Raw genomic sequence first — 12,755 nt, forward strand, 5'->3', positions numbered from 1 at the left:
ATACGGCGACCGAGGTCAGGGTCTCGGCGGGGGCAGTGGGGAGACCTCCCTGTCGAAGAATGAGGCCAGGGGTTCGCCCTCGTCGTAGAGTGCCCGGGTAAGCAGTCGGCAACGTTCGACCAGGCCGCGGTCGCGGAACCGGCGACCCGCGCACAGGACACCGTCTTCGTCGTAGACGGGCTCGTACAGCACCGTCGACCCGAGCGTGGCGAACTCCGGCACCAACCCGTCTGACTCCAGTTCAGCGATCTTGTCCGGACCGACGACCCGGATCAACGCGCCGGCCCGCTCACGGGCCCGCAGCAGGTGCAGCTCCCACTGCAGATACGGGATGATCGGCGGCTCGACAACCCGGACCCGGTAGGTGGCGAAGCCGTGCGCAGCAACCTTTCCGTAGTAGTCGGCCAGGTCGTCGCGGCGGGCCTCCAGCAGCCGCAGCGCCTCGCTCCAGTTGCCTTCGGCGAACGCCCGCCAGCTGTCGTCGCCGGGTTCGCGGAAATGCTGCTGGCGTTCCAGCTTCCAGAAATCTCCCTCTTCGATCGACCAAAAGTCTCGATCGAAATCAAGGAAGTATTCGTCCAGCGGCAACAACTCGCTGTTGACGCCATCGAGAAGGTCAGACATCGGGGATGTCGGCACGCGCGGCCAGCATCGTGCGGCGTGGGATGACCACCACGCGCTCATCCGGACCGACACTTGCGTCGGCGGGCAACAGCGGCCGGTAGTGCTCAGTCAGGTCACGGCCGACAACCGCAATGTCACCGTTGTCGAGTTCCCAGATGTCTGGGCAGCCGTTGTCCCCACCAGTCGCGTTCAACTCTTCGGCGGATCTGCCCCAGCGGCGCAAGAATCTCGCCGCGGTGTCCGGCTCCCAACCGACGCCCACAGCCACCTCCCGAGGACTCGCCGCAATGACATTGACTTTCGGTAATGCTACTAGCACATTGCTGGTAGTGGAACGAGAGGACGTCGACCATGGATGAACAGTTCTGGACGCCCGTCGCCGTCGCGCTGGCCACAAAGACCGCCGAGACGCTCGCTGAGGGCGCCAAATCCGCGATCACTGCCCTGATGGCAGTGGTACGACGCCGGTTTGAACGCAGACCCGACGCCCAGGCCGCGCTCGATGCCGCCGAGGCCGATCCGAGCGACCCCGGACGTATCCAAGCGCTCACCACCGCTCTCCGAACGGCAGCAGCCGCCGATCCCGACTTCGCCGAGGCACTGCGGGCTGGGTGGCGGGAGGTGAGCGCCCACATTGAAGTCCCCGATGCCGGGAACGTCAACCACATCACCGGCGCCATCACCGGCAACGTGGTTCAGGCACGAGACATCAGCGGCGGCGTCACCTTCGGACAGCGGTGACACGCTGGCCAGCGCCCACCCACCGAAGGAACTACAGGACCCCGGCAACGGTCGTTAGCTGATGCCAAGCAGGGTCAACGGACGGTTTGCGCTACGGGCGTGGTGGCGGATAGAGCCGAGATGCCGGTCAGTCGGAGGGCGCCAAGGGCGGCGTTGCGTAAGGCGGCGGCCATGACTTGAGGGCCGGTGCCGGTGCGGATCTGGGACCGGTCTTTGTCGTAGGTGACGTCGCGGACCCAGCGGACTTGGGCTGTCTCATCTCAGCGTGACAGGGAGGGATCGGCCGATCTTGAGCTACGTCAGGTCGAAGTCTCCAGCCTTGGCGTCCTCGATGAACGTGGCCCACTCATCTCGGCTGAAGGTGAGGATCGGGCCGTTGCCGTGTTGCTTGGTGTCGCGTACCTGGACGGCGTCGTCATGTAGGCGGACTTCCACGCACGACCCGTTGTTGTTGCTGCGCGTGGACTTGCGCCAGGTGTCATCGAGCGTGGACATGGCGTGCTCCCATCATGGTCGCTCCGCTGCTACCTCCTCGATCAGGGTAATGGAGCGAGCAGGACTGAGGGCAGCGGCGCGGAGGTTGTTGAACGCCACGTTATACCTGCGTACGTCGGCGCCTTCAACAAAGATTCCACCGGTGAGCCACTCCACGTAGACCACGTCCTGGTCGGAGTCCTGCTCGAACTCGATGATCGTGAAGTTCGTGGGAGGGGCGGGGTTCGCTGTGTCCCTGAACGGCAGGACCTGAAGTTTCACGGTCGGTAGTTGCGCCAGTTCGATCAGGCGAGCGTACTGCTCCTGCATGACGTTGGCCCCGCCGATCACGCGACGGATGACAGCCTCATCCAAGATGACCCACAACCGAAGTCGGGCGAGAGCGGCCTGCCGCTCCATCCGAACCCGCACCTTGCTCTCGATCGTGGTGACCGAAACGGCTGGCTCCGGTGCCTGCGCAGCGGTGTTGAGTAGCGCTCGAGCGTAGTCCTCGGTCTGCAGCAAGCCGTGGACCGTCACGGGCTCGTAGACCCGAAGTTCGGCTGCTTCGGACTCCAGCCCCACGTACGTGGCGTACGAGTCCGGCAACGCGTCGGCGTACTGCGTCCACCAGGCGCGTTGCTTGCCCTGCCGCGCCAGCGTCATCAGCGCTTCGACAGTCTCCGCCTCGGTCACGCCGTAGTGGCTCAGTAGCTCCCGCAGTTCCTTGGGCTGAATGCCCTGCCGGCCGCCTTCGATCTTGTAGAGCTTGCTCGGCGAGGACCACTCCATCAGCGTGGCTACTTGCTCGCCGGTCATGTTGGACAGCTTGCGAAGTCGAGTCAGCTCTTGGCCCAGCCTGCGGCGAGGGACGGTCGGGCTTGCACTGGTCACGGGTCGCAGTGTCACCTATAACCGCCCCTGACACAAGAACCTGCGTTCAGAATAATCGACAAGCGTACTCATATTGCCCATGCGAATAGCATATGCGACTGTAACTCAGGGTGGCGTTCCGTATCCGCGAGGATGAGGGCCGCCGCGCCCATCCGTCACCACAGCCCACAGGAGGACACGTGGCCGAAGAGCAGCAGCACCCGACCTGGTGTGAACGCGCATCGTGCACCGCATACGTCGCGGGGATGCAACCGCTGCACAGGAGCGCGCCGTTCGTGATCGCCGACGATGACCCGTCCACAGTCGTACTCATCCATCGGGAGACCGAAATCGAGGGGTGGGCCGAGTACCTGGTCATCAGTAAGGTTGACAACCCAACCCCACAGCCGTGGTACCTAGCCGAGCCGGTCGGCAACCGGGAGATCAGCCTCCCGCAGTCCTCCGCGGGCGCGGCGCTGCAAGCCCTGGCGTCAATGGCCTGACTGAATCGAGAGGCACCGCTCTAGGCCCGGCGGTCCGGTGTCCAAGATTGCGAACCCGGACGGCTCCGACGAGACTGCGATCTCCGGCCAGCACTGACACCTGCGCGAGCCGGTCGGGTCGAGAGGGGCAGGGACATCTCCCGAGCACCTCAGCCGTGGCATGGTTCGTGTACCCGGGCCGAGAAGATGGTGCAACTGCTGCGACCCCCGGTGCCCATCGGGGACATCCGGGGGTCGCCAGTAGATGCCGATCAAACGAAATTTGCCGGATCAACTGGGGTCGCACGCGCCGATGAGGACGATCCATCCCAACAGCAACGAGGGACCCATCGCAACCTTCTGAACGCGGCGCCGTCGCACGGTTGCGAAAATCAGTATCGTGAGTGCCTGCGCCACGAGGCCGGTGAACAGCCCGAGGAATGCGGCCGGGCAGTCGATCCGCCCCAACGAGAACGTCATCGCGCCCGCGAGGTGGACGCAAGACCAAGTTGCCCAGGAAAGGCAAGCGCCACCGCAAGCAGGGCGCCGGTTGTCACCGCGCCGGCAAGCAACGCGTGCATGGGGTGGCCAGCCGCATGCTGTTCCCGAGCGAAATGGCTCCATTCCTGCATCCTTGTCCAGCCGCACATATTCTGGCCGTTTCCGCGCATGCTCCGACAGGACTAGCTAGGGAGCCGTTATGACGTGGTGGGCAACGAGAGTTTGATGCAGCAAGAGCGCTTCTCTGCCTTCTCGCCAGCCGACCGATCGCGAAGGGCGTGGAAACTCGCTCGATCGTGGTAATGCGAGTGCGTCCTGTGGGAGTGATTGCGTAGGTCGAACGTTCAGTTCGGCTGCGGGTTCGCTGTGGTTAGCCTGCCTTTTGTCAACCGATCCAGCGCCCGTGCCAAGGCGCGGTCGCCAGGCCGGTGACCGCTTCATGTGGCGAGCTGCCCGCCTAGTTCGCAGTAGCGGATATTTCGGCCCTGCAGCCGGTCGGTATTGGACGTGCCAGCTGGGCGGCTGGTTCCCGTGGGTGCAAGGCTTCACTTCCCTCGCCAGCGCGCAACTTGCGCGCTGCGACTTCGCGCCATAACTGGTAGTGGCAGACGACGTTGTACGTTCGGACGGATGTCGATGCAACTCGGGAAAAGGGAACGGATGTGACTTGAACCGGGACACGGCAGGTGGCGGCGGTAGGTGTTGCCTTCGCCGCTTTGATCAGTTGCTCCGAATCCCGCGCTGCAGCGCGGGTAGCCCGCTATACATCGCTCCAGCACGAGGAGGACGAACTCATGAACCGCCACACGGGGGCGACAGTGCTTGTAACAGGACTGAGTCTAGTGCTGACCGGCTGTGGCTCCACGCCGCCGAACGGCGCCCCGCATGCGTCGGAAGCGCCGTCGCTAATAGCGACGCCCACTCTGACGGTGAGTGCGGCTGAGCGCGAAGGGCTGGCGGTATACCGCGGCATGTGGGGCGCCTTCGTTGAGGCCGCGAAGACGTCAGACCCGGACGCGCCTGACCTACGTAGGTATGCGTCGGACAACGCGCTGAAGCTGATCGTCAGTTCGCTGTACACCAACCGGGATCAGGGAAAAGTCTCCAAGGGGCCACTGGTACTCGACCCGAAGGTGACGGAGCTGAGGCCGCCGAATGAGCCGAGCGAGGCCACGATCCTCGACTGTGTGGACTCCACGAACTGGCTGGAATACAAGGCATCGGGCGAGTTGTGGGACGACAAGCCGGGCAGCAAGCACCGGACCACCGCGACGGTGAAGCGTGTGGACGGCGTATGGAAGGTCTCCTCCTTCGTCCTTGAAGGGCCGGCGACATGCTGACCACGTATCGACGCCAAACACCCCAGCGCCTGGTGCTCGTCGCGGTGCTTGGGCTCACGACCATCGTGGCGGCGCCGAGGCCAGCGATCGCCGCAGATGCCACCGGCGGCGTGCAGTGCCCGCCCGGCTCCACCAATCCGTCGTGCGACGTCAGTGCCGAGACGAAGGGGAACTCCGGGGACACCAGCACCGGCAACAACAAGGGCGGTCGTGGTGGCGACGGTAAGTGCCGCAATCCGTCTGGTGCGGAGATCCCGTGCGAGCGAAATGGGGCGCGGGCAGGCGCCGACGGGTGCTATTACGCTCCGATCGATCCGTCGCCATCGACGATTGCCGCGCTGGGCGGTCAGCCCGCCGGTGAGGGTGGCTGGTACATGCGGACCTGCTACTCACCAGTTGCTGGTGGCGAGCAGGGACTCGGTGGGCTGGTGTGGATTGCGGGCGCCCCTCCGGTGGTGTCTCCTGCGGTGCTGGCGCGTCAGGCGCGAGCGCGGCTAGACCTGCCCGCTGCTGTGATCAAGACGAACCCGCCTGGTGATCAGCTCGTGAACCTGCCGGTCTGGTTGGCCCTCGAACCGACATCGTGGAAGTCGCAGTCGGCAACCGCCTCAGTCCCGGGCGTGAGCGTCACGGCGACAGCGCGGCCGGTGCAGGCGAGCTGGTCGATGGGTGACGGGACCACGGTGTCCTGTGCCGGGCCGGGGACGGTGTGGAGTGCGGGTACCGATCCAGTTAAGGCGTCGCCTGACTGCGGGCACATCTACCGGCGCTCATCGGCCGCCGCTGCGGGCGGCATCTACACGGTGAAGGTCACGGTGATCTGGGAGGTGACCTGGGCCGGGGCCGGGCAATCCGGCTCGGTGCCGGGGTTGACGACGACCGGGCAGGCGCGGACGCGGGTCCAGGAGTCGCAGACGGTCGTCAGCTAACGCGATCACGTTTCGTCGTTCGAGCGCCACTTCGAGGAAGGACACGGTCATGGCGCTAGGTTCCGTGCGCCCAAAAACAGGTCTGGAAGAACGTCCATCAGCTCCCGCGACGCGTACCGGACGGGGACCGTGGCGGGCGGCGCGGCGTCGTCGCCGGTTGCCGTTCGTCGCGCTGGGCGGCTTGTTGGTCATCGTGTGTGTGTTGGCCTATGCGTACGGCGCGGTCCGGCTCGGCGACCGCGTCCAGGTGCTCGCGGTGGCCCGGCCGGTCGCGGCCGGTCGGCCGCTCACGGGCGCGGATCTCATGCAGGTGTCCGCCGCGCGGGATTCGGGGGTGCGGCTGATACCGGCGACCAATGCGGTGCAGGTGGTCGGTCGTACGGCGGTGGTGCCGCTGGTGGCCGGCACCCTGCTCAGCCCGCAGCTGCTCGGGGACGCAGCGTTTCCGCCCGCCGGGAAGGTAACCGCCTCGGTGGCGCTGAAGTCGGGCCAGTATCCGCAGGGGCTTGCGGCCGGGGCGCGGGTGGACGTGTACGTCGCTGTCAATTCGCAGGGCGGCGCGCAGCCGGCTCCGGCGGCCAGCTCGGCGCCGGGCGGTGCTGTTCCGGCCCGGTTGTCGGCTTTCGTGCTCGGGGTTGACCTGGCTGGTGACGGTCAGGGCGCGGCCGTGGTCACGTTGCTGCTGGACGCCTCGGACGGGTCTCGGTTGGCGGCGGCTCCGCCGGGCGGTGTGGTGTTGATGCAGACCGCGCCGGGAGGGAACTGAGATGCCGCTGCTGGCAGTGACCTATGTGAAGGGCCGGCCGGGCGCGACGACGACGGCGCTCGGGCTGGCCGCGACCGCCCCAGCCGAGGTAGGGGCGGTGCTGGTGGAGTGTGACCCGGCGGGCGGGGATCTGATGCGCCGGCATGAGTTGGCGGCGGCGCCGAGCGTGGTCGATCTGGCCGCCGCCGCCCGAGGCTCGGCGAACGCCGGGAACGCGGTGGATGTGTTCGCTACGGCGACGCAGGCGGTGACACTGCGGGACGTAACGGTCCCGGTGGTGGTTGCTCCGGCGGGTGGGGCGCAGACCCGGGCGGCGCTGCCGGAGTTGACCGGCATCGGGCGGGCGGTGTTCGCCGCCGCCGACCGGACGGTGGTGGCCGACTGCGGCCGGTTGACGCCCGGCTCGCCGGTGTGGCCACTGTTGCGGCTGGCCGAGGTGGTCTTGGTGCTGGCGCGTGCCCACACTGACGAGTTGGCCCATGTGCGTGAGCATCTGGGCGAGCTGGTCGATGCGGGCGCTGGACAAGTGGTGGTGCTGCTCGGCGCCGGCGGGGTGTACCCGGCACCCGATGTGGCGGACGTGCTGTCCAGACACGTCACGGAGGAACTGGCCCGCGACCCGCAGGTGGTCAGTGTGCTCGGTCCCCTGCCCCGTGACAGGCGGGCGGCGGGGGTGCTGGGTGGGGAACTGGTAGCCGGGCGGCGGTGGCGGCACCTGCCGTTGATGGCCGCGTACTCCCGCCTGTGGACTGCCCTTGCCCCGTACCTGTCGACCGTGGCAGCCGAGCAGTCAGAGCACGTCCCCACGGAGGCGACGCCATGACGCGCCCGTTGCTGCCGGACAAAACCGACGGGGACGCTGGCGAGATCGCCGTGGTGCGGCGGGTGCGCCGTGAGGTCGCCGAGCGACTGACCCGGGCCACTCGGGCGCACGAGAAGACCACAAGCAAGCCGATGCCGGCCGGCGAGCAGGCGGCCATGACGCGTCGGCTGATCATGGAGGCCCTCGACGGGTACGCCACGGACGAAATGAATGCCGGCCGGCCGCCGCTGCGCCCGGAAGCGGAGTCGCGCGTCGCGCGTGCGGTGGCGGACATGCTGCTCGGCGCGGGTGGGCTGCAGCCGCTGCTCAACGACGAACGGGTCGAGGAAGTCAACGCCAACGGCTGCGACCAGGTGTTCGTCCGCTACGCCGACGGCAGCCGCGCGCAGGTCGGGCCGGTCGCCGACTCGGACGCGGAGATGGTGGAGCTGATCCGCCGCCTCGCGGCCGACGCCGGTCGGGCCGAGACCGGCGGCGAGGGTGCCGAGGAACGGCGCTGGGACCGGGCCGCGCCGATCCTGAACCTGCAGCTCGCCGATGGTTCCCGCCTGCACGCGATCATGTCGGTGACGAAGCGGCCGGCGCTGTCGATCCGCCGGCACGGCTACGTCAAGGTCACCCTGGTCGACCTGGAGCAGCTCGGCACCGTCAACCTCGTGCTGCGCGAGCTGCTGACGGCGGCGGTGCGGGCGCGGTTGAACGTCCTCATCGCCGGGCGCACTGGCGCGGGCAAGACCACCCTCCTGCGCGCGCTCGCTTCGGCGATCCCACCGGCCGAGCGGATCTTGACGATCGAGGACACCTACGAGCTCGCGCTCGACGCGGACAAGGCGGTACACCCGGACGTGGTGCCGTTGCAGTCGCGGGAGGCCAACGTCGAAGGCGAAGGCACCATCGATATGAGCATGTTGTTCCGCTCTGGGCTGCGGATGTCCCCGGACCGGGTGATCGTCGGGGAGATCCGTGGCCACGAGGTCATCCCGATGCTCAACGCCATGTCGCAGGGCAACGACGGCTCGTTGGGCACCATCCACGCCTCGTCGAGCGCCGGGGCGTTCAACAAGCTTGTGCTCTACGCCGCGCAGGCCCCGGAACGCCTCGACCCGGCCACCACCAACCTCCTCGTCGCCGAGGCGGTGCACCTGGTGGTGCACCTGGGGTTCACCGACCATGGCTGCGGCCGGGTGCTGACCTCGGTGCGGGAGGTGATCGGCGCCGATGGGCTGGCCGTCGCCTCCAACGAGGTGTTCCGGCCTGGTGTGGACGGCCGGGCCGTGCCGGGGTCGCCGCCGTCGACCCGGCTGCTGTCCGCGCTGGCCGCGTGTGGGTTCGACCCGGGTCTGCTTGATGACGCCCGCGCCGCCCCGGGTGGGGGGTGGGCGTGATGGCGCTGTCCGTGCCGCTGGCGGCGCTGCTGGGCGCGGGAACCGCATTCGGGCTGCTGCTGGTCGTGTTGAACCTGTTCCGCCGAGACGTCGGGTCCATCGACCTCGAAGGCGGCCTCGATATGGAGTCGTGGATGTCGAGGTTCGCGTCGGGCCGTGGACCGATCGACCGGCGGCGGGTAGCCCTGTGCCTGGCCGTGGGCGTTGTCGCCGGGGTGGTGACCCGCTGGCCGGTCGCGGCAGCCCTGTCGGCGGTCGGGGCGTGGGTGCTACCACAGATCATCGGCCCGGACCGCGACCACGGCCGCCGGGTCGCCCGGATCGAGGCCATCGCCACGTGGACCGAGGCGTTGCGGGACAACCTGTCCGGCGCGGCCGGGCTGCAACAGGCGATCACCGCCAGCGCGATCGAATCCCCGGAGCCGATCCGTGACGAGGTGACCCGGCTGGCCACCCGCCTGCAGCGCAGTTGGCGGCTGTCGGATGCGCTGCGCGCGTTCGCCGCCGAGTTGGCCGATCCGACCGCCGACCTGGTGGTCGCCGGGTTGGTCATGGCGGCGCGGGGCAGCGCCGGGCAGCTCGGCGACGTGCTGGGTGAGCTGGCCACGTCCGCGCGGGCGAAGGTCGCCTCCCGGCAGCGCATCGCCGCCGGCCGCAAACGCAACCGGACCTCCGCCCGGGTCATCGTCGGCACCACGCTGGGCATGGCCGGTGTACTGGCACTGCTCAACCGGGGCTACCTGGCCCCGTTCGACTCGACGTCCGGTCAGCTCGTGCTGCTGGCCGCCGGTGGCTGCTTCGCGGTCGCGTTCGGCTGGCTCGGCCGGCTGATGCGCGACCGCGACACCGCCCGCATCCTGGCCGGGGTCGCCGGCCCGGCCGAGTCCGACTCCCCGGCGCGGGTGGTGTCGACGTGACCGGGATGGTGCTGCTGGCCGGGCTCGGTACCGGCCTCGGGCTGTGGCTGATCGTGGTGGGCTGGTTCCCCCGGCCACCCCGGCTGGACAACGCCCTCGACGCCCCGCACGGCCTCGACCGGACCACGGACGTGCAGCCTGACACACGCTCCTCGGGGTGGACCGGGCGATGGGGGCGTCCGGCGGTGCGGTCGCTGCGCCGCGCCGGGCTGCCCCTTGCCTCGACCCGCCGGGACCTCGCCACGGTCGACAAGCCGGTCGACGTGCACCTGGCCGAGCAGGCGACAGCGACGGTGTTCGGGCTGCTGCTGCCGCCGGTCGCCGCATCACTACTCGCTCTCGGCGGTGCCGGTGCCGGTGCCGGCCTCGCCATGCCGGCCGCGGCGTCGCTGCTCCTCGGCGTGGCCGGGTTCCTCGCACCGGAACTGTCAGTACGTTCGGAGGCGGCCAAGCATCGGGCGGCGTTCCGTGATGCCCTGTCATCGTTCCTCGACCTGGTGGTGATCAGCCTCGCCTCCGGATCCGGCGTCGACCAGGCCCTCGACGACGCGGCCAAGGTCGGCTCCGGCCCCGCCTACATGGAGCTGCGCTACGCGCTGACCGAGGCACGCCTTGCCCGGGTACCGCCGTGGGACATCCTCGCCGCGCTCGGCCGCAGGGTAGCGGTGGCCGAGTTGCAGCAGCTCGCCGCCACCGTCGGCCTTGCCGGTACCGAAGGGGCGAAGGTCCGCGCGTCGCTGCGCTCCCGGGCGGTCGCCCTGCGCGGCCGGCAGCTCACCGACGCCGAAGGTGAGGCCAACGCCGCCACTGAACGCATGGCCCTGCCGATCGTCGCCCTGTTCGCCGGGTTCTTGATCTTCCTCGGCTACCCGGCGGTGGCCGCTGTCCTCGGCGGGCTGTAGGGCCACGAACCGCGAACCCACGGACCTCACGGACGCGAAGGAACTCCGCAGATCCGTATCGGACGCAACCGCATTGGAGGAACAAGCAATGTCCGCTCTCGTCTCCTACCTGGCCGCCGAGCTGCGGCACCGCTGGCAAACGGTGCGCGACACGAAGGACGGCGGCTACTCCACCGAGGCCGTCATCGTGACCGCCCTGCTGGTGACCCTCGCGATCGTGGTCATCGCCATCATCGCGCTCAAGGTCACCAACAAGGCCAACAACATCAACCTCGGCTGATCGCGATGCCACCGGCGATCACGCCCCCAATCCGCCGTGCCGAGTGCCCCTTCAACCCGGCGCTCGGCGTGGCCGGGCGGCTGCGTGCCCGGTGGCGGCGCGTGGCCATCCGCCCGGACGCGGGCGCGGTGAGCGCCGAGCTGGTCATCGCCATGCCGCTGCTGCTGTTCATCATCCTGTTCGTCATCCAGGCCGGAGTGTGGATGCACGCTGGGCACGTCGCCGAGGCCGCCGCAAATCGCGCGGCCGAGATGGCGGCCGGCTACCGGTCCAGCGCCGCCGCCGGGCAGAGCGCCGGGACCGAGACGCTGACCGCAATCGGCAGCGGCGTACTGAAGAACCCCACAGTAACGGTGACCCGCACCGCCACCGAGGTCCGTGTCGAGGTCGTGGGCACCGCAGAGACCGTCGTGCCGGGCATCAGCTGGACCGCCCGCGCCGTCGTCGTGCGGCCCGTCGAGCGGTTCGTCCCGGACGCCGCGTCGGGAGGCGCGTGATGGCTTCGCTCTCCGACCTCGGCCGGGTGCTGGCGCGTCGGTGGCGCCTCGTCGCCGCCGGTGGTGACGCCGGATCGAGCACCGCCGAGATGGCCCTCCTCACGCCGCTGCTCGTGATGTTCCTGCTCCTGGTAGTGCTGTGTGGGCGGCTGGCCTCGGCGCAGATGTCCCTCGACGCCGCTGCCGGCAGCGGTGCCCGGTCCGGCTCCATCGCGCGCACCGATGCCGCCGCCCGCACCGACGCCGAGCGCACCGCCCGAGACACCCTCGCCGCGCAGGGCGTGACCTGCGAGTCGTCCACAGTCACGGTCACCACCGGCGGCCTGCACCCCGGAGGCGCGGTGACGGTCACGGTCTCCTGCCAGGTGAAGCTGTCCGACCTCCTGCTGTTGGGCGTGCCAGGCAGCCGCACCGTGCAGGCCACCGCCACCTCACCGATCGACGAGTGGCGTGGCACTGCGCTCGACCGTGACGCGACGATGCCCGGCCCGCCGCCATGACCGACGAAGCCGGACCCAACAGTCCCGACACCACGGCGCCTGCACGGCTTTACCCGATCCGACTTTCCACAATGGGAGTGAACGGTGGCCCCCACGATTCCCGAGCCGTCCGGCGTCCCGCCGAACGCCGACACCACGTCAGACCGTGACGCACGGTACGCCGCGTTTCTTGAAGACCTCTCCGCCAAGGTTGACGATCCGATGCGGCGTTCGATGAGGCCGCGCCGTCCGGCGTCGCCGTGGTTGCTCGCCCGACCGGGACCGGCGACGAAGGCCACAGTGGCATGGATCCGGCGGCGCACCGGCCGAGGAGATGCCGGGCAGGTGACACCCTTCGCGGTGATCCTCACCGTGGCGTTGCTGGCGGTAGCCGGGCTGGTCCTCGACGGCGGGTTGGCGCTGTCGGCGAAGGTCCAGGCCCTCGATGTTGCCGAGGCCGCGGCGAGGGCCGGGGCCCAGCAGCTCGATCTCGTGCAGTACCGCACCACCAACGTCGCCGGGCTCGACCCGGCCCGCGCCGCCGCAGCTGCCCGCGCCTGGCTTGCCACCGCCGGAGTGCAGGGTGACGCCACCGCCACCACCGCGACGGTCACCGTGACCGTGCGGCGCACGAGCAACACCCAACTCCTGCAACTCGTCGGCGTCGGACAGCTCCACGTGTCTGCGACCGCGACGGCGACCGCCCTGCAGGGCGTCACCGCCCCCAACCCGTAGGCCGACA

Annotated in this window: 17 protein-coding genes; 13 read left to right on the forward strand and 4 right to left on the reverse strand. The window is 69.0% G+C overall.

The window, feature by feature from the left end; translation table 11 throughout:
- Positions 1-15: 15 nt before the first annotated feature.
- Positions 16-639 carry a DUF6879 family protein gene (locus tag AB0367_RS26815; RefSeq protein WP_366229187.1) on the reverse strand — a complete coding sequence of 208 codons (624 nt, stop codon included), beginning with the start codon at positions 637-639 and terminating at the stop codon, positions 16-18.
- Positions 617-886: a hypothetical protein gene (locus tag AB0367_RS26820; RefSeq protein WP_366229188.1), complete on the reverse strand. Its 270-nt coding sequence runs from the start codon at positions 884-886 to the stop codon at positions 617-619. The genes AB0367_RS26815 and AB0367_RS26820 overlap by 23 nt, the downstream gene beginning before the upstream one ends.
- 89 nt (positions 887-975) lie before the next feature.
- Here AB0367_RS26820 and AB0367_RS26825 point away from each other — a divergent pair, with 89 nt between their 5' ends.
- Positions 976-1,365: a hypothetical protein gene (locus AB0367_RS26825; protein ID WP_366229189.1), complete on the forward strand. Its 390-nt coding sequence runs from the start codon at positions 976-978 to the stop codon at positions 1,363-1,365.
- Positions 1,366-1,659: 294 nt separating this feature from the next.
- Here the strand turns inward: AB0367_RS26825 and AB0367_RS26830 are convergent, their stop codons facing one another.
- Positions 1,660-1,860, reverse strand: coding sequence for a DUF397 domain-containing protein (locus tag AB0367_RS26830; RefSeq protein ID WP_366229190.1), 201 nt, complete (start codon positions 1,858-1,860; stop codon positions 1,660-1,662).
- 12 nt (positions 1,861-1,872) lie between these two features.
- Positions 1,873-2,733, reverse strand: a complete 861-nt coding sequence (locus tag AB0367_RS26835) for a helix-turn-helix transcriptional regulator (RefSeq protein ID WP_366229191.1) — start codon at positions 2,731-2,733, stop codon at positions 1,873-1,875.
- A gap of 179 nt (positions 2,734-2,912) precedes the next feature.
- Between AB0367_RS26835 and AB0367_RS26840 the strand changes: the two genes are divergently transcribed.
- The 12 genes from AB0367_RS26840 (at position 2,913) to AB0367_RS26895 (ending at position 12,748) form a co-directional block, all read left to right on the forward strand.
- Positions 2,913-3,215: a hypothetical protein gene (locus AB0367_RS26840; RefSeq protein WP_366229192.1), complete on the forward strand. Its 303-nt coding sequence runs from the start codon at positions 2,913-2,915 to the stop codon at positions 3,213-3,215.
- Between the two features lie 1,274 nt (positions 3,216-4,489).
- A complete protein-coding gene (locus AB0367_RS26845) occupies positions 4,490-5,035 on the forward strand; it encodes a hypothetical protein (protein WP_366229193.1) in 546 nt (181 codons plus the stop codon).
- Positions 5,029-5,964: a hypothetical protein gene (locus tag AB0367_RS26850; protein ID WP_366229194.1), complete on the forward strand. Its 936-nt coding sequence runs from the start codon at positions 5,029-5,031 to the stop codon at positions 5,962-5,964. The genes AB0367_RS26845 and AB0367_RS26850 overlap by 7 nt, the downstream gene beginning before the upstream one ends.
- A 157-nt stretch (positions 5,965-6,121) precedes the next feature.
- Positions 6,122-6,730 carry an SAF domain-containing protein gene (locus AB0367_RS26855; RefSeq protein ID WP_366229195.1) on the forward strand — a complete coding sequence of 203 codons (609 nt, stop codon included), beginning with the start codon at positions 6,122-6,124 and terminating at the stop codon, positions 6,728-6,730.
- Position 6,731: 1 nt separating this feature from the next.
- Positions 6,732-7,553 carry a hypothetical protein gene (locus AB0367_RS26860; RefSeq protein ID WP_366229196.1) on the forward strand — a complete coding sequence of 274 codons (822 nt, stop codon included), beginning with the start codon at positions 6,732-6,734 and terminating at the stop codon, positions 7,551-7,553.
- On the forward strand, positions 7,550-8,938 hold the full coding sequence (locus tag AB0367_RS26865) for an ATPase, T2SS/T4P/T4SS family (protein WP_366229197.1): 1,389 nt from the start codon (positions 7,550-7,552) through the stop codon (positions 8,936-8,938). Before AB0367_RS26860 ends, AB0367_RS26865 begins: the two co-directional genes overlap by 4 nt.
- Entirely contained in the window at positions 8,929-9,855 is a 927-nt protein-coding gene (locus tag AB0367_RS26870; protein ID WP_366229198.1) for a type II secretion system F family protein, read from the forward strand. The genes AB0367_RS26865 and AB0367_RS26870 overlap by 10 nt, the downstream gene beginning before the upstream one ends.
- Positions 9,852-10,757, forward strand: a complete 906-nt coding sequence (locus tag AB0367_RS26875; protein WP_366229200.1) for a type II secretion system F family protein — start codon at positions 9,852-9,854, stop codon at positions 10,755-10,757. The genes AB0367_RS26870 and AB0367_RS26875 overlap by 4 nt, the downstream gene beginning before the upstream one ends.
- A gap of 88 nt (positions 10,758-10,845) precedes the next feature.
- Positions 10,846-11,037, forward strand: coding sequence for a hypothetical protein (locus tag AB0367_RS26880; RefSeq protein WP_366229201.1), 192 nt, complete (start codon positions 10,846-10,848; stop codon positions 11,035-11,037).
- Positions 11,038-11,042: 5 nt separating this feature from the next.
- Entirely contained in the window at positions 11,043-11,534 is a 492-nt protein-coding gene (locus tag AB0367_RS26885) for a TadE family protein (RefSeq protein ID WP_366229202.1), read from the forward strand.
- Complete coding sequence (locus tag AB0367_RS26890) at positions 11,534-12,034, forward strand: TadE/TadG family type IV pilus assembly protein (protein ID WP_366229203.1); 501 nt, start codon at positions 11,534-11,536, stop codon at positions 12,032-12,034. The genes AB0367_RS26885 and AB0367_RS26890 overlap by 1 nt, the downstream gene beginning before the upstream one ends.
- 324 nt (positions 12,035-12,358) lie before the next feature.
- Positions 12,359-12,748: a pilus assembly protein TadG-related protein gene (locus tag AB0367_RS26895; RefSeq protein WP_366229204.1), complete on the forward strand. Its 390-nt coding sequence runs from the start codon at positions 12,359-12,361 to the stop codon at positions 12,746-12,748.
- The last annotated feature ends 7 nt before the right edge of the window (positions 12,749-12,755 follow it).

The sequence above is a fragment of the Dactylosporangium sp. NPDC051484 genome (genome assembly GCF_040689395.1).
GTDB lineage: Bacteria > Actinomycetota > Actinomycetes > Mycobacteriales > Micromonosporaceae > Dactylosporangium.

Coding starts and splice junctions, on each gene's coding strand:
- AB0367_RS26880 (WP_366229201.1), top strand. CDS start 10,846: ATGTCCGCTCTCGTCTCCTACCTGGCCGCCGAGCTGCGGCACCGCTGG.
- AB0367_RS26860 (WP_366229196.1), top strand. CDS start 6,732: ATGCCGCTGCTGGCAGTGACCTATGTGAAGGGCCGGCCGGGCGCGACG.
- AB0367_RS26865 (WP_366229197.1), top strand. CDS start 7,550: ATGACGCGCCCGTTGCTGCCGGACAAAACCGACGGGGACGCTGGCGAG.
- AB0367_RS26850 (WP_366229194.1), top strand. CDS start 5,029: ATGCTGACCACGTATCGACGCCAAACACCCCAGCGCCTGGTGCTCGTC.
- AB0367_RS26845 (WP_366229193.1), top strand. CDS start 4,490: ATGAACCGCCACACGGGGGCGACAGTGCTTGTAACAGGACTGAGTCTA.
- AB0367_RS26830 (WP_366229190.1), bottom strand. CDS start 1,860: ATGTCCACGCTCGATGACACCTGGCGCAAGTCCACGCGCAGCAACAAC.
- AB0367_RS26825 (WP_366229189.1), top strand. CDS start 976: ATGGATGAACAGTTCTGGACGCCCGTCGCCGTCGCGCTGGCCACAAAG.
- AB0367_RS26890 (WP_366229203.1), top strand. CDS start 11,534: ATGGCTTCGCTCTCCGACCTCGGCCGGGTGCTGGCGCGTCGGTGGCGC.
- AB0367_RS26885 (WP_366229202.1), top strand. CDS start 11,043: ATGCCACCGGCGATCACGCCCCCAATCCGCCGTGCCGAGTGCCCCTTC.